Annotated in this window: 17 protein-coding genes; 12 read left to right on the forward strand and 5 right to left on the reverse strand. The window is 52.4% G+C overall.

Features of this window, described 5'->3' with window-relative positions; all coding sequences use genetic code 11:
* Positions 1–329: 329 nt before the first annotated feature.
* From ettA to OH144_RS18665, 3 genes are all read left to right on the forward strand, one after another.
* The gene (gene ettA, locus OH144_RS18655) at positions 330–2,000 is read left to right on the forward strand and encodes an energy-dependent translational throttle protein EttA (protein WP_266203787.1); all 1,671 of its coding nucleotides are present in this window, start codon (positions 330–332) and stop codon (positions 1,998–2,000) included.
* Positions 2,001–2,657: 657 nt separating this feature from the next.
* A complete protein-coding gene (locus OH144_RS18660) occupies positions 2,658–3,650 on the forward strand; it encodes a GNAT family N-acetyltransferase (protein ID WP_266203788.1) in 993 nt (330 codons plus the stop codon).
* Between the two features lie 11 nt (positions 3,651–3,661).
* Entirely contained in the window at positions 3,662–4,651 is a 990-nt protein-coding gene (locus tag OH144_RS18665; RefSeq protein WP_266203789.1) for a GNAT family N-acetyltransferase, read from the forward strand.
* A 350-nt stretch (positions 4,652–5,001) separates the two neighbouring features.
* Here the strand turns inward: OH144_RS18665 and OH144_RS18670 are convergent, their stop codons facing one another.
* Both OH144_RS18670 and OH144_RS18675 read right to left on the reverse strand, forming a co-directional pair.
* A complete protein-coding gene (locus OH144_RS18670; protein WP_266203790.1) occupies positions 5,002–6,582 on the reverse strand; it encodes a serine hydrolase in 1,581 nt (526 codons plus the stop codon).
* Positions 6,583–7,217: 635 nt separating this feature from the next.
* Positions 7,218–8,210, reverse strand: coding sequence for a zinc dependent phospholipase C family protein (locus tag OH144_RS18675; protein ID WP_266203791.1), 993 nt, complete (start codon positions 8,208–8,210; stop codon positions 7,218–7,220).
* Between the two features lie 196 nt (positions 8,211–8,406).
* Between OH144_RS18675 and OH144_RS18680 the strand changes: the two genes are divergently transcribed.
* The 4 genes from OH144_RS18680 (at position 8,407) to OH144_RS18695 (ending at position 12,167) form a co-directional block, all read left to right on the forward strand.
* Positions 8,407–9,252 carry a hypothetical protein gene (locus OH144_RS18680; protein ID WP_266203792.1) on the forward strand — a complete coding sequence of 282 codons (846 nt, stop codon included), beginning with the start codon at positions 8,407–8,409 and terminating at the stop codon, positions 9,250–9,252.
* A 68-nt stretch (positions 9,253–9,320) separates the two neighbouring features.
* Complete coding sequence (locus OH144_RS18685; RefSeq protein ID WP_266203793.1) at positions 9,321–9,701, forward strand: hypothetical protein; 381 nt, start codon at positions 9,321–9,323, stop codon at positions 9,699–9,701.
* 457 nt (positions 9,702–10,158) lie between these two features.
* Positions 10,159–11,232 carry an FUSC family protein gene (locus OH144_RS18690; RefSeq protein WP_266203794.1) on the forward strand — a complete coding sequence of 358 codons (1,074 nt, stop codon included), beginning with the start codon at positions 10,159–10,161 and terminating at the stop codon, positions 11,230–11,232.
* Between the two features lie 308 nt (positions 11,233–11,540).
* Positions 11,541–12,167, forward strand: coding sequence for a DUF4272 domain-containing protein (locus OH144_RS18695; RefSeq protein ID WP_266203795.1), 627 nt, complete (start codon positions 11,541–11,543; stop codon positions 12,165–12,167).
* A 183-nt stretch (positions 12,168–12,350) separates the two neighbouring features.
* On the opposite strand, the gene def is transcribed toward OH144_RS18695, so the two are convergent.
* On the reverse strand, positions 12,351–12,920 hold the full coding sequence (gene def / locus OH144_RS18700) for a peptide deformylase (RefSeq protein WP_266203796.1): 570 nt from the start codon (positions 12,918–12,920) through the stop codon (positions 12,351–12,353).
* Positions 12,917–13,333: a Holliday junction resolvase RuvX gene (gene ruvX / locus OH144_RS18705; RefSeq protein WP_266203797.1), complete on the reverse strand. Its 417-nt coding sequence runs from the start codon at positions 13,331–13,333 to the stop codon at positions 12,917–12,919. The genes def and ruvX overlap by 4 nt, the downstream gene beginning before the upstream one ends.
* 251 nt (positions 13,334–13,584) lie before the next feature.
* Between ruvX and OH144_RS18710 the strand changes: the two genes are divergently transcribed.
* The 4 genes from OH144_RS18710 to OH144_RS18725 all read left to right on the forward strand — a co-directional run bounded on the left by OH144_RS18710 (position 13,585) and on the right by OH144_RS18725 (position 17,780).
* Positions 13,585–15,237 carry a S41 family peptidase gene (locus OH144_RS18710; RefSeq protein WP_266206360.1) on the forward strand — a complete coding sequence of 551 codons (1,653 nt, stop codon included), beginning with the start codon at positions 13,585–13,587 and terminating at the stop codon, positions 15,235–15,237.
* 316 nt (positions 15,238–15,553) lie between these two features.
* Positions 15,554–16,759 carry a homogentisate 1,2-dioxygenase gene (locus OH144_RS18715; protein ID WP_266203798.1) on the forward strand — a complete coding sequence of 402 codons (1,206 nt, stop codon included), beginning with the start codon at positions 15,554–15,556 and terminating at the stop codon, positions 16,757–16,759.
* Positions 16,760–16,849: 90 nt separating this feature from the next.
* Entirely contained in the window at positions 16,850–17,386 is a 537-nt protein-coding gene (locus OH144_RS18720; protein ID WP_266203799.1) for a hypothetical protein, read from the forward strand.
* Positions 17,387–17,402: 16 nt separating this feature from the next.
* Positions 17,403–17,780, forward strand: coding sequence for a co-chaperone GroES (locus tag OH144_RS18725; RefSeq protein ID WP_266203800.1), 378 nt, complete (start codon positions 17,403–17,405; stop codon positions 17,778–17,780).
* A 460-nt stretch (positions 17,781–18,240) separates the two neighbouring features.
* Here the strand turns inward: OH144_RS18725 and OH144_RS18730 are convergent, their stop codons facing one another.
* Positions 18,241–18,789, reverse strand: a complete 549-nt coding sequence (locus OH144_RS18730; protein WP_266203801.1) for a hypothetical protein — start codon at positions 18,787–18,789, stop codon at positions 18,241–18,243.
* 298 nt (positions 18,790–19,087) lie between these two features.
* On the opposite strand from OH144_RS18730, the gene OH144_RS18735 reads away from it, so the two are divergent.
* A complete protein-coding gene (locus OH144_RS18735) occupies positions 19,088–21,595 on the forward strand; it encodes a DUF5916 domain-containing protein (RefSeq protein WP_266203802.1) in 2,508 nt (835 codons plus the stop codon).
* Positions 21,596–21,607: the final 12 nt, after the last annotated feature.

Genomic DNA, 21,607 nt, shown 5'->3' on the forward strand with positions numbered 1-21,607 from the left:
GGGTTAAGGCATCAGAGGTAAACTAATCCTTGCATACGCAGGCTTGCCTGACGCGTTTGCCACAGCCGGGCATAAACCGGGCATGTGCCTGAAGGCGTGCTGGTGCAAAATCAGTAAATGCATACCTTACCCATACAGTTTCTACAAGTTTAATGATTTCAAAGCACTTTTGTGAAGTGCAAAGACATGAATTTTTGCGATCTTTGTAAATCCTTACGTTAATAATAATCAGGCGGATAGGTTGCCTGCGCGGCGGCGGCGCAGCCGGCAGTCGAATTGCCCGTCTCATTATTTAAAAGTATATTGGCAAAACACCATTTAGAGATAGCATGAGCAACGAAACCATTATTTTTTCGATGGCCGGGGTGAGCAAGATCTACCCCCCAAAGAAACAAGTACTTAAAAATATTTACCTCTCGTTCTTCTACGGAGCCAAGATCGGTGTGCTGGGCCTCAACGGCTCGGGTAAATCCAGCTTGCTGAAGATCATCGCGGGCGTGGACAAGGAGATACAGGGCGAGGTGGTGTGGTCTCCGGGCTACACGGTGGGCTACCTGGAGCAGGAGCCGCAGCTGGACCCGACCAAAACTGTGCGCCAGGTGGTAGAGGAAGGCGTGAGCGAGGTGGTGGCCTTGTTGAAGGAGTTCGACGAGATCAACATGAAGTTCGCTGAGGAAATGACCGACGATGAGATGAACAAGCTCATCGAGCGGCAGGGCGTGGTGCAGGAAAAACTCGACCACCACAATGCCTGGGAGCTGGACAACCGCCTGGAGCGTGCCATGGATGCCCTGCGCACCCCGCCGGAGGATGCTCTGATCGGCAACCTGTCGGGTGGCGAGAAGCGCCGCGTGGCCCTGTGCCGCCTGTTGCTGCAGGAGCCGGATGTGCTGCTTTTGGACGAGCCGACCAACCACCTCGACGCCGAGTCGGTGGACTGGCTGGAGCAGCACCTGAAGCAGTATAAAGGCACCGTGATCGCCGTTACCCACGACCGCTACTTCCTCGACAACGTGGCCGGCTGGATTCTGGAGCTGGACCGCGGCGAGGGCATTCCGTGGAAGGGCAACTACAGCAGCTGGCTGGAGCAGAAATCTACCAGGCTGGCGGCAGAGGAGAAGACCGAGAGCAAGCGCCAGAAAACCCTGCAGCGCGAGCTGGAGTGGGTGAAGATGGCCCCGAAAGCCCGCCACGCCAAGTCGAAGGCCCGTATCAGCCAGTATGATAAACTGGCCAGCGAAGAGGCCAGCAAGAAAGAAGAAAAGCTGGAACTGTTTATACCGGACGGCCCGCGTTTGGGTAGCCAGGTAGTAGAGGTAAACCATGTAAGCAAAGCCTACGGCGATAAACTCCTTTTTGAGGATCTGAACTTTGCCCTGCCGCAGGGGGGCATTGTGGGCATCATCGGGCCGAACGGTGCTGGTAAAACGACCTTATTTAAGCTGATAACAGGCCAGGAGAAGCCGGATGCCGGTGAGTTTATCGTTGGTTCTACGGTGCAGATTTCGTACGTGGACCAGGAGCACGCCAACCTGGATCCAAACAAATCAGTGTTTGAGGTGATCTCGGGCGGCACAGAGCACATGATGATGGCGGGGCGCCAGGTGGTGTCGCGCGCCTACGTGAGCAAGTTCAACTTCTCGGGCGGCGACCAGGAGAAGAAGGTGGATAAGCTGTCGGGTGGGGAACGCAACCGCGTGCACCTGGCCATGACGCTGAAAGAGGGCGGAAACCTGCTGCTGCTCGACGAACCGACCAACGACCTGGATGTGAACGCGATCCGGGCGCTGGAAGACGCGCTGGAGAATTTTGCGGGTTGTGCCGTGATCATCTCCCACGACCGCTGGTTCCTGGACAGAATTTGTACGCACATCCTGGCCTTTGAGGGCGACTCGCAGGTATACTGGTTTGAGGGCAACTACACCGAGTACGAGGAGAACAAGAAGAAGCGCATGGGCGATGTGGAGCCGAAGCGCATCCGTTATAAGAAGCTGGTGTAGCCCCCAACGTATAAACAGCTTTGTTAATTAAAAGCCCCCGCTGCCACTACGGCAGCGGGGGCTTTTTTTATCCCTCTCCAGGCGTGTAACTGGTTGATGAGGTGATTATTAAGTAGCCTTTCTGATTTTTTTTCTCAAATTTTTTTGTTGCACTCTTATACTTTAGGATGCCGTTTAAGCATGCTGCTGATACTAAGTAAGTTGTAATATTCTGGGCAGGGGTGCTTCGGGTAAAGTATAATCCAACAGAAATAACATACAATAATTTGTATATAATAATTAAATGATATTTATTTGCATCGTCTTCCTGAAAGAATTGCAGTATACTTTTAAGGAACAGGATTTAGTATTTACATCTCACTATAAATAAAAACTAAAACTTAAAACTATTCTAAAGTCATGAAAAAAAATGTACTGAATGATTCTCTGGTAAACGTGATTGTAGCTACTTATTTTATTGTTGGCAGTATAATCAGCCATATGCTGGTAATGGCCTAGTTTACCAACAGTACCATATAAGAGGGGGCTGCGCTGTAAGGGCGCAGCCCCCTCTCTTTTATCGGGAACCCGGAGAAGAAGGATCAGGCTAAAAATGATTAAGTTTGCCTGAAACCTGCCAGGTGCACTGCGGCAGGAGAGCTATTATCTTTGGAACGCATGATACGGTACCTCCGCCACGAGCAGATAGACAAAACCAAGTGGGACGCCTGCATTACGGCCTCTGCCGATAACATGGTGTATGCGCTGTCGTGGTTTCTGGACGTGGTGGCGCCGGGGTGGCAGGCCTTTATAGAGGAGCAGGAGGGGGCATACGTAACGGTAATGCCGCTGCCGGGGACGCTTAAAATGAGTTTCCCGTACCTGAGCCAGCCTTACCACACGCACCAGCTGGGCGTATTTACCACGGCCCGCAGCCGTGAGGGCGTGCGGGAGCAGATGCTGGAGCTAACCATTAAACGTTATAAGTTCATCCACAGCTACCGCTTTAACAGGAGCGACACAGCTTGCCTGGAGCAGCTGCAGGACAAGTATGAACTGGTTGGTCGCTATACCCGCTACCTGAAGCTCGACAAGCCTTACCCGGAGCTCTACAAAGCCTACACCCGCGACCGCAAAATGAACCTGAAGCGGGCCCGGCGCGCCAACCTGCGCATGTTCGAGAGCGACGACATCGAGCCGCTGATCCAGCACTTTAAAAAGCACATCGAGCACAAGGTGGTGGGGGGCGTGTCGGAGCATACGTACCAGCTGCTGCGCGATTTGTACCAGGTGATGAAGGAGCGGGGTGTGGCGCAGCTGATCTATACGACCGCCGGCGGCGAGGTGAATGCCGGCTGCCTGTTCTTTAAGTATAACAACGTCATCAGCTATGCCTTTAACTCCGCCGACAGCGAGGGGCGGGTGGCCAACGGCCGTACCCTGGTACTCGACGAGGTGATCCGGCAGCACGCGGGCACAGATTATACGTTGGACTTCGAGAGCCCGATGATTGAGCAGATCGAGCACTTCTACGCCAGCTTCGGTGCGCACCGGGTAAAGTACTTCGCGCTGCGCCACAACGCGCTGCCGCTCTACGTGAAGATCATCCGCAACATCCGCATGAAAGTATACCGTACCTTCTTTGCCTCCGGCGTGGCCGAGGAAGTATAAACCCCGCACGCGTGCCGCAGTTACTCCAGCATAACGACATAAACAAAGCCGCCTGGGATGCCTGCATAGGGGCTTCCGGGCAGCGGCAGGTGTACGCGCTGTCGTGGTACCTGGATGTGGTGGCGCCGGGATGGCAGGCGGTGGTGGAACAGGAGCATGGCGTTTATACGTGCGTAATGCCGCTGCCCGTGCGCCGCAAGTATGGCATCTCCTACTTACAGCAGCCGCTATTCTGCCAGCAGCTGGGCATTTACGCGCGGCAGGAGCTACGGGCGGAGCAGGCAACGGCGTTTCTGGCCATTGTGCGGCAAAGCTTTAAGTATAGCCCGGGCTATGCTTTCTGCACCGGCAACACCAGCTCCCTCCAGAGTATAGCACAGCAGCAGGGGCTACAGCCAATCCATACGTTATACTTAGACCTGGGCAGGCCGTACGAGCAACTCTGGAAAGGCTATACCCGCGACCGCAAGTACAACCTCAACAAAGCCCGCCGCGAGCACCTGCGCCTCACCCGAGGCCACGACATCGAGCCGCTCATTCGGCTGTTCCGGCAAAACATCGCGCACAAAGTATACGGTGGCGTGGACGAGGCGGCCTACCGGATGCTGCGCGAGTTATACACAGTCTGTGTGGAAAAGGGAATAGCCGAGTTGATTTATACTTTGGATGAACAGGGAAGTATAACGGCGGGCGGCCTGTTCCTGTACTATGGCGGCTACATTACCTATATCTTTAACGCAGCGGACGTCAGCGGCAGGAAAAGCAATGGCCGCACCCTTATCCTCGACGATGTGATCCACCGCAACGCCAACACCAAACAGGTACTGGATTTTGAGAGCCCGATGATCGAAAGTATAGTCGGGTTTTACCGGAGCTTTGGGCCGGTGCCCGTGCCTTTTTATGAGTGGAAGTATAACCGGTTGCCGCTGCCCCTCCGGCTGTTAAAGCAGGTGCGGCAGCAGGTGCTGCTTAGCTTGCAGGCAGGCCAAAGGGCCGGCTAAAGGCTGCTGCAACTGCTGCACCAGCAAGTTTCCTCTAAAAGTACTCTGTTTATAGGGTTAACCCTTAGAAAATCAATATGTTGTAAGTTAACAATTGTGCGTAATCGGGCGTATACATACTAAAGGGATATTTATAACCTAGCTTTATTATGTGAAAAACTTTACCTCGATTGCCATGAAAAATATCTACAAAAACCAGGAATCCTTAGCTTACTTGATTATTGCTGCATATTTCGCCGTAGCCGGCACCATTGCCGTGTTAGTAAGCTATTAACCAAACGCACCTCTCAACGAAAAAGGCCGCACGCAAGTACGGCCTTTTATATTTCAGGCGGATTAAGACAAGACGGCTACTTTACCTTCTCAAAGACGAGTTCGCTGAAGTGGAAATCGGGGTTGTCTGCGTCGAGGCGCAGCTGGCTTATACTTCCGTCCTCGCCGGTGATGAAGCGCACGTTGGTTGGCGTGAGCAGGGCGAAATCTGTCTTCCAGTCGAGGTGAAAGATGTCGTGCTGCCAGAAATCGAGCGAGCCGTTGAGCGCCGGGGCCGGCTCCAGCTGCAGGTGCAGTTTGCCGTCTTTCAGGCTAACGGTGGCGTTGCCGTAAAGCTTGCTGTGGTAGGTGCCGGTGTAGTCTTTGAGGTCGCGGGTGGGCTTGCTCTTCTTGGCTTTCTTTTCTTTTGGCGCTTTGGCGGCTGCGGCTGCCTCCGCCTTTCGGGCTTCTGCGGCCCTGTCGAGGTAAAACCGGCTCCAGTCGCGGCCTTTCTCCACACCTAAAAGCTGATCCAGGGTATAGTTGCCGAGTGGCGTCATGATGCTGCTCATGCTGTTGGTCAGGATCACCACGCCCAGGTTCTCCTCCGGCACCAGCACCGTGCGGCTGTTCATGCCCTCGTGTCCGCCGCCGTGGTATACTTGCTTGCGGCCCTCGTAGTCTCCCACAAACCAGCCCAGGCCGGTTCCTACAAAGTGCGTAGAAGGCGTTATCTCCTCGGATTGTTTGCTTACCGGGAACGGGTTGTGCATCGTCCACATGTTGCGGCTGGACTCCTCGCTGAAGATTTCCTTGTTTTTATACTTGCCGCGGTTCAGCTGCAGGCGCATCCATTGGGCCTGCTGGGTTACGCTGGTAAAGATGCCGGCGGCCGGGTTCCAGTTGTCCCAGGCGGTGAGGGTGGTGGCCACGGGCTTTTGGTTTTCATCATTCCCATGCGGCGAGGCCACGTTCTGCACGCCCTTCAGGTCGTTCACCGAAGTATAGGAGCGGCTCATGCCCAGTGGCTGGAAGAATGTCTCTTGGATGTAGTTCTCCCAGGTTTTGCCGCTTACCTGCTCGATCACCTCCCCGGCTGTGATGAACATCAGGTTAGAGTAGCCATAGCCGTCGCGGAAGCCGTACACCGGCTCCAGGTAACGCATGCGCTCCACGATTTCGGGGCGGCTATAGGTGGTGTTATACCACAGCAAATCGCCGCTGAAAGTCTCAAAGCCCACGCGGTGGCTCAGCAGATCCTCTATCGTCAGGTTTTCGGTCACGAACGGATCATACAGTTGCAGGTAAGGCACGTACTTTTTTACTTTATCAGTCCACTTCAGCTTGCCTGCGTCTACCAGTGTGGCCAGTGCGGCGGCGGTATAGGCTTTGGAGTTGGAGGCGATGCCGAAAATGGTGTTAGCATCTACCTGGCCGCCCTTCTTATTGTCGAGCACCCCGTAGCCTTTGGCGAAGATCACGGAGTCGTTTTTGACGATGGCGATGGCCATGCCCGGCACATCCCAGTCTTTCAGGGCTTTCTGGTAATAGGCGTCGAGTTTCTGGAGGGTGGCGGCTGTGTTTTGCTGTGCCTGCGTTTGGGGCAGCACCAGCAGGGCCAAGCATAACAGTAGTAGGAGGCGCATGAGGCCAGCGCGTGAAGTATAGGTTCTGTTCATCAGAATAGGAGCAAGTTAATGCAGCAATATAGATAAAATTGCAGTGGCAATAAAGTTGCGGGGTAGGTGCTCTTGTCATTTAGAGAGTTCACGTTTTAAGTACATGGAAACTTCAGTGGAGGGAGGTTGATAAAGCAGGGTATCCGGTATTGATTATACTCTATACTTTCCCTGGCGCAAGTGTCCGCTTGTGCCTCGCGACTTGCGCTGCATTCTCCGCTGGCGCGGGCTTGCAGCCCGTGTCCTTTTTTTCGTTGGGTTTTCAACCCGACTGGGTCGCAGAGCCATACTTCATACTTGAGCTATACTTTCATAGCTGCGGCTATCTGCAACTGGAGCCACGCTATCCTTACTAGCTGCCGTTCATCCACGGCTTTACAACCTGCTCGTTTCATTTCCAACTTTGGTGCTCTCAAGCCCGAGAGGGCTCGTCCTTTGGCATCGCGCTGTCTACATTTCCTTTGCTCCTGACGTCGCAATGCCCTCAACGGGCACCGGAAATCTAGAAGGCGCTCAACCCAAGGACTGGGTATCAGTTCGATAGCCATCGCCTTTGCTATGCAACGTGAACCAAAGTCCCCCTTTGAAGGGGGCAGGGGGATGTAATCGTCTGCAGAAAAACTCCCTCCCCTGTTTTAGGGGAGGGTTGGGGTGGGGTGAATGCTCTCCTCCTCGCGGGGCGTGTGTGCCCCCTGCTCATACTCCTTTTTCTCCATCTCGAGCTGCTGTAGCTCCCTGGAGGAGAGGCTGGCGAGTTTACGGAGGTCGGGCTGGCCGGCGTCTACCCAGGCGGTGTACCAATAGCTGGCGATGGTATGGATGGCCAAACGCATCTGCCGCTCCACCTGCCCGTTCAGGCGCTTGCTGTAAGCTTCCGAAAAGGTACGGGAGTAGACGCGGGTGGTCAGGTTGTTACGCACCTCAAAGCCATACTTCTTCTCCTCGTCGAACTCCTGCGTTAGCTCCCGCTCAAAGTATAAAACCGAGTCGAGGGCGGTGTGGGCAGAGGCCACCAGATCCCAGGCCCTTAGCTGCGGCTGCTCGATGTAAGTGGCCTGGCCCACGAAGAAGTCGTAGTTATTCGAAAAGAGCTCGGGCAGGCGCGTCTCCCAGAAGGCGTGGATGCCGTGCTGGCCGGTGAGTTGCCCGTTATAGTTCTGGGTGGTGTGCAGCGGTACGCAGGCATCGGCAATATAATGGCCTAGCTCGGTGCTCAGGCGAAGAATGCGGTCTACATTACGCTCCTTAAAGGCCTGAGTGAGTTGGTACTTCATCCGGTTAATGTGCCAGGGCACAATGCCATAGGCCATGAGGGTGTCTTCAGTATACTTTTCCACAGCCTGTGGCCAGAAGCGGGGCATTTTGTACAGGGCGCTGTCGCCGTACACGTCCAGGTCGATGTAGTGGCGCGGGGCCTCGCCCTCCATGGCATAGCGGCGCTTGTCGGGGTTCACGGCATTTTCGGTGATGTAGCGAATGTGCTTTTTGTAAAACCGGATCATTTCGGGCGGCAGCGAGAACACGGCTAGGCGGTTAATGCGCTGGTGCGCAAAAAAGCCCCAGCTATAGCCGTTGAGCGGCAGCAACAGGGTGATTGCCAGAAGTATAAATTTATACTTGGTAGCCATACTGGCGGTGTACGTAAGCTCCTATGGTACTGGTTGTTTGCCCCGGGTAAGCTACCGTAAAAGTTGTATATTGTCTGGGGTATATAGTATATTCGATAGCCCGTTCCAATTTGTAGAGCCAACGGTAGTTAGCTGAACAAAATAACCTCTGTTATACACTAATTGGTTATTACTTGGAATTAAACACACATGGTTCATGGAAAAACAAAACCCTTTCTCAGTGTATGATTTCTTAGGCTACTTGATTCCTGGTTCAGTATTAATTTATTCTTTGCACATCATCAATCAGATAGAGAATCCAGATAGGCTTATATTCAAAGAATTAACAATAGTTGTTAATGATTTCCAATTTGAGAAGTTCTTTGTCTTGATTGTGTTTTCCTATATCCTTGGTCATTTTATTAGCTTTTTTTCATCTATTACTATAGAGCGTTATGCAAATTGGAAGTATAGCTTTCCTTCCAAGTACCTACTCGGCATGAACCATAAGGGGTATTGGAAAACAGCACGGAACTGGACTGACTATGGCTGGCGGATAGTGTTAGTAATAATTTTAGCTCCATGTGTTACCCTTGACTATTTTTTAGGTCCAAAGTTAGCCTTCAGCAGGTTCTACCAACAGTCTATGGACCCGTTTCTCCAGGACATAACAAAGAGTAAAATCAGAAAACTGATAAATCACATCAGCCCAGAACATTCAACAGATTTGGATGATGAAAAATTATCTCAGTACGATTTCCATAGAATTGTAACTCACTATTCTTATGAAACAAGTAGAAATCACCAATCAAGGATGAGTAATTATGTTGCTCTCTTCGGGTTTCTAAGAAATACATGTTTAATATTCAACGTGCTAACTATATATTCGATGGCTTACATGCTATTGAATGGAACAGATAATCTTATATTTCCTGTCATGTTTACTTTAGCAACATATTTGTCCTTTATGGCATTTATGAAGTTTTACAGAAGGTATTCATTAGAAGGATTTATGGTGCTGTTGATTAGTAATATAGAAAGAACTGTGCCTAACCACACCTAAACTTTAGCTACGGCATAGTTTAGGCCAGCACGTCGGGTGCAGTTATATTTCACCAAGATACTTCGGAAATGCTTGAAACGCTATCGGCAATAGTCTTCACAGTGCTAACTGGGATTGTCATGATTTTCCAGGGATGTTTAGCGGCTGGAGCACCATGGGGGGAGGCTTCTATGGGTGGAAAGTATCCAGGGAAATATCCACCCAAGATGCGGGTTGTTGCAATTGTTAACATGCTGGTATTAGGTTTCCTTGCCGTACTTGTTCTGTCTAAAGCGGACTTGTTGCTTCCGGAGTTAAAGCCAGTCTCAAATATTGGGATCTGGTTTGTGGTTGCGTTTCTTGTTTTAGGAACTGTTTTGAATACAATCACCCCCAGTAAAGTTGAGCGCATCTGGGCACCAGTTGCTTTAAGCCAACTGATCACCAGTATAATTGTAGCGATTAGCTAGCTCCTGAGACATAGGTCTTTGCACAACTGTGGGTTTAGAGCATAGGGAGGGCAGTGGTTGCCGCACGTGCTTCTGGTCTTAGTCTTCGGTGGCCAGGTATGCAGCGCCGGAATGTCCTGCGTTTCCTGTCCTAGACCGTAAACTGCCTCTACGCACATCTACAAGTAGCTGCTGCCTTGCCTGGTAAGAGCGTTAAGCACACACCATAGTGCGCAATCCTTAAGAAGAGATTTGCCGGGCACCCCGGGAAGCACAGAGGCCTTCATAAGAAAGCGGCTACTTAGCAACAGCAACATCGAAGAAGTGGATAAGTATCCCGTTCAGCACCGCCGTGCAGCCACTGCCCTTACCCTGCACACATCCAACTGGGGCAGCTATGGGCTTACCTGATTTTCGGGATCAGCGTTATATTTGTGCTTCTGGTTCCGTTTATACTTTAGTAGCCAGTAACCAATGTATGAAAGACGTGGAACAAGGGATGCTAAAGCAGCTTTTTGAGTTTAAGAAAACAGAGCGCAAGTGGCACCTGCCTGTTCTGGCCGGGCTGTGCGTGGGCATACCTGTACTGGCCGGCTACTACACGGGGAACCTGCAGGACGGCAAGCTGGCCTCCATGGCCGCACTGGTTATACTTTACATTCAGTCGCAGAGTATAGGCAGGCGGATGATCGTGCTCATGGCCAGTTCCTTTGGCATTATGCTCTCGTTTACCGTGGGCATAGTGTTCGGTTTCAACCCGGTGGTGGCGTCGGTGGTGCTGGGGCTGTATGCCTTTGCCGTGCACCTGGTGCTGTACTACCTCAAAATGGTGCGCCCGCCGGGCAACTTCTTTTTTATCATGATCGCGTCAGTGGCGATCTCGATGCCACACAACCTGGAAACGGTGCCGCACAACATCGGCCTTATTGGGGTCGGAACCATGATTTCCTGCTTCCTGGGGCTGGTGTACAGCCTGGTTACCTTACGGAAAACCCGCTCCGAGGACGAGGTGATAACAGTATCCAAAAACCAGTATGTCAACTTTGTGGAGTCGGTCACATTCGGGGCCTTTGTCGGGCTTTCGCTGCTCATCGGCTATCTGCTGGAGTTGGAGAAACCGTACTGGGTGCCCACCTCGTGTGCCGCCGTGATGCAGGGGGCCAGCGCCACGCATGTATGGCAGCGGAGCGCGCAGCGTATTCTGGGTACTTTCCTGGGCCTTATCCTGACGTGGTTTATACTTTTGCTCAAGCCCTCGCTGCTGGTTATCAGCATCAGCATCATCGTGCTGCAGACCATTGTGGAGTTTCTGGTGGTGCGCAACTACGCCATCGCTGTTATCTTCATTACCATCCTTACCATCTTCCTGGCCGAGAGCGGTACCGCGCTTACCGTTAACCCAAGCGAGCTGATCACGGCTCGCTTCTTCGACATCCTTACCGGCAGCATAGTAGGCGCTGTGGGCGGCTGGCTCCTGTACAACGAGCGGGTGCATTACCTAGCTACCCGGCAGATAAGAGCCACCAGGCTTTCGATGTCGAAGCGGAAGTAGGCCACTGGAGAAGTTATACTTGGCAGCCATACTTGAGGGGTACAGGTAAATGGTTGCTGCATTCCTTATACAGGAATACAGAACGATCAATTGAACGCTTTATAGAAATAGAGAGGCTTTAACAGAGCTTTAGTTATCGGAAGAATTCGCTCCCGGGCCTGGAATAAGGGTAGGTAGTGAAGCTATGGGCGGGGTGTTATATGTTCGCAAGTATATAGTATATTCGTTAGCCCGGTTACATTTATCCACCTACCGTTGGTTGGCTAAACGGAACAACTCCTTTTACACTATAGTTGTACAGCATTGCAATGAATCCAAAAGAATTAAAAGCTAATTCTGAAAGTATCATTAAAGGTTTTGGGTTAGAGGTTAATCCGGCTTTACCTTTAATTGAACATCTAGAGCAACTAAAACTCCGCAAAGCCTCAGATATTGCTAGGAGAATATTGGTTTTGGGCTATCTGTACGGCATTTCCTTTAAAGTCAAAAGAAGTAAAATAAAAGAAGACCTAAAAAGGTACGGGCTCTACAATGACCTGAGCCCCCAAGAAAAGAAAGTTCTCAACAGTCTTTTTTTATCTAAACAAGCCAGAACAGATGTAGATTGGCTAACCGAAGGCATTGAGGTGTTGGGGTGGGCAATAGGGCTTTGGGATGAATTCAGCCCGCTGGAACAATGCAATGAAGATAGGCAGGCTGATGTAGTCGCTCTGAAACAAGACCCTTCTGATTTCATAAATAATACTCGCTTGATTGAAGTAGAAAAGATCCTCCAGCAGGCTGACTTGATATACAGGCTACATTGGGTTGCCAAAAGAGCAAAAGTAGGTAGGCTGGGAGAGTACAGCAATGACATCTACACAGAGCGCCACAAAGCCATTAACTGGGTAATAGGCATAGAGGAATGTTGGGATGAAATTAGGACAGATACATAAAACATCGCAGTACAACACCAGCTATAATGCATAAACTCACCATAGCCAAACCGTTACAGAACCTAGATTATCAGTCACACAAAGGGAGGAACAGGCACTGCCCAAGTATAAATTTAATCAAAAAACCGGCTTGCCACACTGGATGTGGCAGGCCGGTTTTTTGATTAAACCCAACGTATGAGCCTAGCGCCTCTTGCTCATTTCCGGGAAGCGCATCTTGTAGTCAGCGTCCACTTCGCCTTTCGAAATCTTGGCTAGCTTGTTCTTGATCAGGCGCTTCTTCAGGCCAGAGAGATAATCGGTGAACAGGATGCCCTCGATGTGGTCGTACTCGTGCTGGATCACGCGGGCGGTCATGCCATCGTAAGTGTCCTCGTGCTCGTTCCAGTTCTCGTCGAAGTAGCGGATCACGATGCGCTCCGGGCGGTATACCACCTCGCGTACGCCGGGTATGCTCAGGCAGCCTTCTTCAAAGCCCCACTCTTCGCCGTCTTCCTCCACAATCTCCGGGTTGATAAAAGCCTTCTTCACGCCCTTGCCCTTGTCCTCATCGTCCATCATCGGCTCCGAATCGATCACAAACAGGCGGATGCCCTTGCTGATCTGCGGGGCGGCCAGTCCAACGCCGTGGGCGTGGTACATGGTGGCGTACATATCTTCAACGAGCTCTTTCAGCTCTGGAAAATCCTTCGGGATGTCCTGCGCCGGCTCCTTCAGAACCGGGTCTCCGTAGGCGGTAATTGGGTAAATCATATGTTTCTGCTTTCTAAATACGACTGTAAAATGATAACGGCGCTGATGCGGTCCACGGTTGCCTTGTCTTGGCGGGCCTTCTTCCGCAGCCCTCCGGCCAGCATGGTCTGCTGCGCGATCTTGGAGGTGAAGCGCTCGTCCACCAGGTGCACCGGGATGGCCGGGAACTCCTTCAGCAGCCTGCGCTGGAAGCCCACCACGTGCTGCGTATTGTCGGTGGCCTCGCCCGAAAGGCGCTTGGGCATCCCCAGCACAAAAGCCTCCACGGGCTCGCGCTGCACATAGGCCTTCAGGTAAGACAACACATCCTGGGCATGAACGGTTTCTAAGGGGCTTGCGATGATCTGGAGCGTGTCCGTAGCGGCCAGCCCCACCCGCTTTGTGCCGTAGTCAATCCCTAAAATTCTGCCCATAAGTATACGTATGCCGCCCTGAGGTTCTGTGTGCAAAGGTAAGGGATTAAAAATTAATCTGATAGTGGGGGCCGTACTTTGCCCTGTCCGCCCGGGCCACCGCCAAGTATGCGGCGTATTAGCAACTTTAACAAATTTGTATTTGTATAGATATAAAGAACCTCAGTATATTTAAGGTAAATTATTGTACTACTTTGCCGTGCCTGTACTGTGGCATTTCACTGAATTTATACTTTAAGAACATGGACAAGATGGAGCATGGTGAGGAAAAGAACAGCGTCCGGAATTCTTCATTCCAGATAAAGCTGCCCCTGTTTATAAGTCTGGCGCTGGTGGTGGGCCTGCTATTGGGGGCCACCATGTTCTCGCCATCCACCACGAACCCGCAGGGCACGGCCAAAGGGTACCTCAAGTTCCGCGACGTGCTCAGCTACATAGACCGTGACTACGTGGATACCGTGGATGTGGAGGAGCTCACAGATTACGCCATTACTAAGATGCTGGAAAAGCTGGACCCGCACACGGCCTACATTCCGGCCGACGAGCTAGCCATGGCACGCTCTTACCTGGAGGGTGACTTTGAGGGCATCGGCGTGGAGTTTAACATCTTTAAGGACACCATTTACGTGATCACGCCGCTCAGCGGAGGCCCTTCAGAGGCGGCAGGCATACAAGCTGGCGATAAGATCATTAAAGTAGACGGGGAAACCGTGGCCGGCACCGGCATCAATAACGAGGGCGTGTTCAAGCGCCTGCGCGGGCCTAAAGGCACCAAAGTTGACCTTACCATCCAGCGCAACGCTCTCAAAAAACCGCTTAACTTCACTATTGAGCGCAGCAAGATTCCTACCCACTCGGTGGATGTGAGTTATATGGTGGATAACAAGACCGGTTATATTAAGGTGAGCCGCTTCTCGGCCCATACTTACGAGGAGTTTATGGAGGCCCTCTCCAGGCTGAAGGAGCAGGGCATGGAGCAACTGCTGCTCGACTTGCGCGGCAACCCCGGCGGCTACATGGACCACGCCATCCGTATGGCCGATGAGTTTGTTGCCGGCGAGAAGATGATCGTGTACACCGACGGCAAGGGCAACCGTTACGATTCCAGAACCTTTGCCCAGCGCAAAGGCGCTTTTGAACAGGGGCCGCTGGTGGTGCTGCTGGATGAGGGGAGCGCCTCCGCCTCCGAGATTGTGGCCGGTGCCCTGCAGGACAACGACCGTGCCCTGATCGTGGGCCGTCGCTCCTTTGGCAAGGGCCTGGTGCAGATGCCGATCCCGCTCAACGACGGCTCTGAGCTGCGCCTGACCATTTCGCGCTACTACACGCCAAGCGGCCGCTCCATCCAGAAGCCTTATACGGGAAATACCGAGGACTATGAAAAGGATATTCTGAACCGCTTTGAGAACGGCGAGTATTTCCACCCGGACAGCAGCCTGTTTGTAGACTCGCTGAAGTATAAAACGCTGGGCGGCCGGGCTGTGTATGGCGGCGGCGGCATTATGCCGGATGTTTTCGTGCCGCGCGATACCACCGAGCTGTCGGAGTACCTGAGCCAGCTGTATAACAAGAACGTGATCCGGGAGTATAGTCTGAACTATTACCAGAAGCATAAGAAAGAGCTGGAGAAAATGCCGTTCGAGAAGTTTAACAAGAGCTTTGAGGTAACCGATAAGATGCTGCAGGAGGTGGTGCAAACGGCCACGGCTGCCGGCGTGGAATATAACGAGGCACAGTTTAAGCGCTCCGGCAACCTACTGCGCAACCACCTGAAAGCCTTTATAGGCCGCAGCGTGTACGGCAACGAGGGCTTCTTCCCAGTGCTGCACCAGTCGGATGAGGAGTTTCAGCAGGGGCTAAGGCACTTTAGCCGCGCCCAAAGCCTGGCGTCAGGAAGTATGTAGCGTTAGCGTATCTCGTAGCACGTATCAGGTAGCACGACTTTTTGAGAAAGGACTTGGTGACATAAGACTCAGTAACAAGGGACTGTTTGACATAAGACAAAGGACTTTTTTGATGGTTTGCCCCACTACCCCTTTTAAAGAGCGGCTACCTGGCAAGTATAACTCCCCTTCCGGGAGGGGTAGGGGAGATGATTACCATATTCGAGAGGTCCTTTGTCAAGCGGTCTTTTGTCTAATTGTCATAAAACAGAGTCGTGCTACCTGATACGTGCTACGAGATACGAATAATACAGTGTCACCTTAAAAACTAATCCATATGCCTTTTTACTATAAACTTGGGGAGATACCGCACAAGCGGCATACGCAGTTCCGGCAACCCGACGGCAGCCTCTATGCCGAGCAATTGGTGGGCACACTGGGCTTCAGCGGTGTTTCGTCGCTGCTCTACCACATTAACCCGCCCACGCAGATCAGCCGCCTTGGGGAGCCAAGGACATATGCGCCCAAGCGGGCAGAGGGCGTGAAACTGGCGCCGCAGCACCTGCGCACCGTAGAGGTAAACGCCACCGGCCCCGACTACCTGAGCGCGCGCAAAACCATGCTTTTTAACAATGATGTAGCCATCAGCCTCTGCAACCCATCGGAGCACGAGATGGACTACTACTATAAAAACGGGCAGGCCGACGAAGTAGTGTTTGTACACGACGGCACCGGCGATTTACTTACTCAGATGGGCCGCATCCCGTTTGGCCCCGGCGATTATCTGGTTATCCCGCGCACGGTTATCCACAAGTTCCGCTTCGATAAAAGCGAGCGGCAGGTGCGGTTGCTGGTAGTCGAGTCGTTCAGCCCGGTAGAGACGCCGCGCCGCTACCGCAACCACTTCGGCCAGCTGCTGGAGCACGCACCGTTCTGCGAGCGCGACATGCGCCCACCCGTGGAACTGATCACCGAAACCGAGAAAGGCGAGTACCTGGTGCAGGTGAAGAAGGAGGGGGAGCTGCATCAATTCTACTATAACTCCAGCCCGTTTGACGCCGTGGGCTGGGATGGCTACTTTTACCCCTATGCCTTTAACATCAAGGATTTTGAGCCGATAACAGGCCGCATTCATCAGCCGCCGCCCGTGCACCAGAACTTTGAGGCGCACAACTTCGTGATCTGCTCCTTTGTGCCGCGTCTCTTCGACTACCACCCGCTGTCCATCCCGGCGCCCTACAACCACTCCAACGTAGACTCCGACGAGGTGCTCTACTATGTGGAGGGCAACTTTATGAGCCGCAAGGGCGTGGACCGTGGGTCGTTCACCATTCACCCCGGCGGCATCCCGCACGGCCCGCACCCCGGCACGGTGGAGGCAAGTATAGGCAAGAAGGAAACAGAGGAGTATGCCGTGATGATCGACACCTTTAAGCCGCTGCACCTGACCGTGGACGCGCTGCCCTACTTGGACGAAAAGTACCCGATGAGCTGGAACGAAGACAGCGACGGCAAAGTGCGCAAAGGCGATATGTTTGACTAAACTGCTTCATGTTTTGTAACTTGCGGCGGGTAAGGCGGGCTTCGGGCTCCGACTTACCCGCCGCAAGTGTTTTAAAACCCTTTATTTTACATGACATTGATGAAAAGAATGATGCTGATGGTCGTGCTGCTGCTTGCCGTAGTAGCCAGTGCCTGCGAGAAGATCGATGATCTGCTTACTTTTTACATCGAAGAAGAAGAGACTTTTACCATTGAGTCTGGATTTCCTTTGGGGGCGCTTATTCCGGCTACGCCGTTTACCATCACCACAAACTCAGAGGAAACGTTTAAAAACAATAAGACCCGTGCCGAGCTGGTAAAGAATGTAAGCCTGAACAGGTTAGAGCTGACCATAGCGGCACCTAAAAACCAGAACTTTGACTTCCTGAAGCGCATCGAACTGTACATTTCCAGCGAAAAGCAGCCGGAGGTGAAAATTGCCTACCTCGACGAGGTGCCGGCAGGAAGTAATGTGCTGAAGCTGAAATCGACCAATGCCAAGCTCGACGAATACATCAAAGGGGACAATTATACTATCCGGACCAAGGCCGAGATCTCGAAGCCGGTAACGGAAGACATTACCATTAAAGCTGATATGCGATTTAAAGTAACCGCAGATCCTTTATAAGATGCATACAATACAAATGAGAATTTCAGAGGATAACAAGTTAGAAAAGATCATCATTGTAGGTGACCGCGTGCTGATAAAGCCGAAAATGGCCAGCGACCAGACCAAGAGCGGCCTGTACTTGCCGCCGGGCGTGCAGGCAAAGGAGAAGGTGCAGGAGGGCTATATCATGCGGGTTGGTCCCGGCTACCCGATCCCCGCCGACTTTGGCTACGATGAGGATACGTGGGGGCAGGAGGAGGAAGAGGTGCGCTACATCCCGCTTCAGGCGAAAGAGGGCGACCTGGCCATCTACCTGCAGCGCGACGCCATCGAGATCAACTACCTCGGCGAGAAATACTTTATCGTGCCACAGTCGGCCGTGCTGATGCTGGTGCGGGAGGAGGACCTGTAACCCGTATTTGAAGGGGGAGTTTATACTCCGCTGAAGTATACTTGCCTCAAGGTTATACTTTAAAACACGAAGCCCGGGCTTTCTTAGCTCGGGCTTCGTCTGTTTCATACTTGTTGTGTGAACGTCTTCGCTTGTGTCCTGCTATTTCCTGGCCCTCCCCAGGCCAGTTGAGTCAGAGACTCAACAATACAGCAAGTCACGAGTCTGGAGACTCGCGCCAGGAAGCCTATTGACAAATTTTCCTCCTCGGTGCAGTGCCTTTTCATCCCCTAATTGCTGGCGCGGGTTTGCAACCCGTGCCTTGTTATGAGGTCGGATTTGTAATCCGACTGGGCCGCAGGCCCAACGACAGCCGGTCATGAGTGTGGACGCCCGCGCTATAATAGCGTGTTTACCAGAATGAAACAATCCTGCTTAATCGATAGGGTAACGGCAGCCTAATCGGACCTAGTTTACTTCACTACTCCAGCGGTTTCGTCAAATCAAAATCTGCCTGGAAGCGGAGCTGGTTGTCGCGCTTGAGGATGTAGCTGAACGTTTTGCCGTCGGGGCTGAGGGCGAGCGTCCACTCGTTGGTAGCGGCGGCCGGCAGGAGCTCTGCCGTAAAAGCATCCGCCGGGAAGCGCTGTTCCGCTTCTGTGGGTGCGGTAGAAGCTATGCCGCCATACATGGTAACCTCGTCCGGGGTGCCGTCTTCATGGCGGTGGTCGTGCTTCAGTTGCAGTCCTTCGGCCGTTTTGCTGATCACCCAAGTTCTGGATTTATCCTCGCCCACCCAAAACGGAATGCGGAGGGTGGAGTCGGAGCAGGTCTGCACGATCATGGTAAGGGGCGCACCGGCAAAGGGATCCTTGCCATCGGCCGGGAAGATCACCTTTCCGCTGAACGATTGGCCGCAAAGGCTGCCCATACTTTGGTAGAACGACTGCTGCGGTATGTCGGATTGGTGCTGCGGCCTAGTGCAGGCTGCTATCCACAGCAGACAAATAAGTAAAGAGAGGTGCTTCATGTAAGCAAAGTATAAAATAAATCTCTATATGGCTATATTTATACTTTGATATAGCCTACAAATGATTAAAATTGCTGTTTCTTACGGACCAGCAGGCGTGGTGACAGGACAAAACCTTACTAGAGCGGGGCAGCCGGTGCGGTTATAACGGCAGTGCACAGCAGAGCAGCGGGAGGAGAGTCTTAGAATTGAACTTTGCTAAAATATAAGTTTACCTGAAAGCAACGTCTGTTGCTGCTTCACCATCTTTTAAGAAAGATTGCTTAGCTAAACCAGATCTGTCCTACATCACCAAACTATGAAGCTAAAGTTACTGCTGTCTCTTGCATCGTTCATACTTTACTTAACCTGTAGTGCCCAGGAGCAGAAGCAGGGGCAAAAGAAGTATAACTATCCTCAAAAAACCTTGCAGGCGCTTCGCGTGGACCAAACGCTGAAAATAGACGGCGTGCTGGACGAGCCAGTGTGGCAGCAGGCAGATATCGCCACGCAGTTCATCAAAAACAGGCCCAACCCAGGGCCCCTGGAGAAACACCCGACCGAGGTGCGCATCCTCTACGACGATGCCGCCATCTATGTAGGGGCCGTCATGCACGACGTGTCGCAGGATTCTATCTTCCAGGAGCTGGGCCGCCGCGATGACCTGGGCAACACAGACTTTTTCGGTATTTTTCTCGATACCTATCTGGATGAAATAAATGGCTTTGGCTTTCTGCTGACGCCAGCCGGCGTACAGCTCGATGCCCGCTACTCTTCCAACGGCGAAGACTGGAGCTGGAATGCGGTGTGGGAGAGTAGCACCAAGCTGAACGAAACGAGCTGGGTTGCCGAGATGAAAATTCCATACTCCGCCATCCGCTTTAGCAGCAAGCCTGTGCAGGTATGGGGGCTAAATTTCATGCGCAACCGGCAGTCGACGCGCGAGGGTTACTTCTGGAATTACGTAGACCCAGCCAAAGACGGCTTTGCCAACCAATGGGGCCGGCTGGAGGGGCTGCGCAACATTGAGGCCCCGCTGCGCCTGTCGTTCACGCCATACGTTTCGGCCTATATGGAGCGCTACCCCGTGGCACAGGAAAAGCCCGGAGCGTCTTCGCATGCCCACAACTTCAACTTTGGTGGCGGCATGGACCTGAAGTACGGCATAAGCGACGCCTTTACGCTGGACATGACGCTGGTGCCGGATTTCAGCCAGGTGCAGTCTGATAACCGCGTGCTGAACCTATCGCCGTTTGAGCAGCAGTTCAGCGAGAACAGGCCGTTTTTTCTGGAAGGGACGGAGCTGTTTAACAAAGGCGATTTTTTCTACTCCCGCCGTATCGGGGGCAGGCCCGTTAACTCCGGGGTTATTTACGACGATGCCTACAGTGCGTATGAGGTAGTAGAGAGTCCAAGCGAAACCAAGATGATCAATGGCACCAAGATTTCCGGCCGCACGGAGTCTGGTTTGGGCATCGGAATCTTTAATGCGGTGGTAGGGGAGCAATACGCCGAGCTGGTAGACAAAGAAGGGAACCGGATAAAACTGAAGACGCAGCCGCTCACCAACTACAACATCGCCGTTTTCGATCAGTCGCTTAAAAACAACTCCTATGTTACGCTGGTGAACACGAACGTGATGCGCCAAGGCTCCACCTACGATGCCAACCTGACGGGCCTACTCTTCAGGATAGCCAACAAAGGAAACAAGTACGCCATTGACGGCAAGGGCGCCCTGAGCCAGCAGTTTCACCCGGACGACACGGAACGGGGCTACATGTACCGGGTGGGGGCGGGTAAAGTGAGCGGTAATTTTCAGTTCAACGCATCGCATGTGCTGTACTCAGACAAGTATAACCCAAATGACCTGGGCATCCTGTTCACGAACAATTCATCGGCGCAGGAAGTTAGCTTCTCCTATAACTTCTACGACCCTTTCTGGAAGCTGCTGAACCTGTATACTACCGTAGGGGCTTTGTATGAGCGGCGCTTTCAGCCCAACAAGTTTCAGAACTTCGTTGTCTACAGCAACGTGAACGGCACCTTCAAGAACTTCACAAGCGCGGGGCTGCAAATCAACCTGGAGCCCATCGTGACTTACGACTTCTTTGAGCCTCGCCTGAACGGAAGGGTGTATGCTTTTCCGGTAAACTATACCGTTGGCGGTTGGATGTCTACAGATTACCGCAAGCGTTTTGCCCTGGACCTCGAAATGACCTACCGCACGTTTGACGAGCACCAGCGCCGTAACTTCAGCTATGGCATCTCGCCGCGTTTTAGAGTGAGCAATCAGCTTAGCTTTACCTATAGCTTTGAGTCAGGCAACAGGTATGATGACATGGGGTTCGTAAACATTGTCCGATATAAAGACGATAAGGGAAGCGAGTGGAAAGATCCGGATGTGGTTTTTGGCTTACGCGAGGTGCGATCGATCTACAACAGCCTCTCGGGTAGCTATGTCTTTAATAACCGGATGTCGCTGGGCTTGCGGGTGTGGCATAACTGGAGCAAAGTAAACCACGACCGCTACTTTAAGTTACTCCAAAACGGTGCACTGGAGCCGTATCAGTATACACCGGAAAAATCGCCGGATGTGAACTATAATTCCTTTAACCTGGATATGGTGTACTCCTGGTGGTTTGCTCCGGGCAGCGAGATTAGCATTGTCTGGAAAAACGCCTTTGAGGAGCAGGTAAACCTGGTAGAACCGTACTACTTCAACAACTTCTCCCATACCCTCCGCTCCCCGCAGAGCAGTATTTTTTCAGTTAAAGTACTCTATTATTTAGACTACCTGACGCTGAAGCGGAAGCTTGCAAAATCATAGCTTAACATACAT

Origin of the sequence: Pontibacter kalidii (assembly GCF_026278245.1) — a bacterium.
GTDB classification, from domain to species: Bacteria; Bacteroidota; Bacteroidia; order Cytophagales; family Hymenobacteraceae; genus Pontibacter; species Pontibacter kalidii.

What these genes read in the sequence shown, in the direction of transcription:
- OH144_RS18690 (WP_266203794.1), top strand. Translation starts at nt 10,159, where the DNA reads ATGAAAGACGTGGAACAAGGGATGCTAAAGCAGCTTTTTGAGTTTAAG.
- OH144_RS18675 (WP_266203791.1), bottom strand. Translation starts at nt 8,210, where the DNA reads ATGGCTACCAAGTATAAATTTATACTTCTGGCAATCACCCTGTTGCTG.
- OH144_RS18710 (WP_266206360.1), top strand. Translation starts at nt 13,585, where the DNA reads ATGGAGCATGGTGAGGAAAAGAACAGCGTCCGGAATTCTTCATTCCAG.
- OH144_RS18680 (WP_266203792.1), top strand. Translation starts at nt 8,407, where the DNA reads ATGGAAAAACAAAACCCTTTCTCAGTGTATGATTTCTTAGGCTACTTG.
- OH144_RS18720 (WP_266203799.1), top strand. Translation starts at nt 16,850, where the DNA reads ATGACATTGATGAAAAGAATGATGCTGATGGTCGTGCTGCTGCTTGCC.
- OH144_RS18715 (WP_266203798.1), top strand. Translation starts at nt 15,554, where the DNA reads ATGCCTTTTTACTATAAACTTGGGGAGATACCGCACAAGCGGCATACG.
- OH144_RS18730 (WP_266203801.1), bottom strand. Translation starts at nt 18,789, where the DNA reads ATGAAGCACCTCTCTTTACTTATTTGTCTGCTGTGGATAGCAGCCTGC.
- OH144_RS18695 (WP_266203795.1), top strand. Translation starts at nt 11,541, where the DNA reads ATGAATCCAAAAGAATTAAAAGCTAATTCTGAAAGTATCATTAAAGGT.
- ruvX (WP_266203797.1), bottom strand. Translation starts at nt 13,333, where the DNA reads ATGGGCAGAATTTTAGGGATTGACTACGGCACAAAGCGGGTGGGGCTG.
- OH144_RS18685 (WP_266203793.1), top strand. Translation starts at nt 9,321, where the DNA reads ATGCTTGAAACGCTATCGGCAATAGTCTTCACAGTGCTAACTGGGATT.
- def (WP_266203796.1), bottom strand. Translation starts at nt 12,920, where the DNA reads ATGATTTACCCAATTACCGCCTACGGAGACCCGGTTCTGAAGGAGCCG.
- OH144_RS18735 (WP_266203802.1), top strand. Translation starts at nt 19,088, where the DNA reads ATGAAGCTAAAGTTACTGCTGTCTCTTGCATCGTTCATACTTTACTTA.
- OH144_RS18660 (WP_266203788.1), top strand. Translation starts at nt 2,658, where the DNA reads ATGATACGGTACCTCCGCCACGAGCAGATAGACAAAACCAAGTGGGAC.
- ettA (WP_266203787.1), top strand. Translation starts at nt 330, where the DNA reads ATGAGCAACGAAACCATTATTTTTTCGATGGCCGGGGTGAGCAAGATC.
- OH144_RS18670 (WP_266203790.1), bottom strand. Translation starts at nt 6,582, where the DNA reads ATGAACAGAACCTATACTTCACGCGCTGGCCTCATGCGCCTCCTACTA.
- OH144_RS18725 (WP_266203800.1), top strand. Translation starts at nt 17,403, where the DNA reads ATGAGAATTTCAGAGGATAACAAGTTAGAAAAGATCATCATTGTAGGT.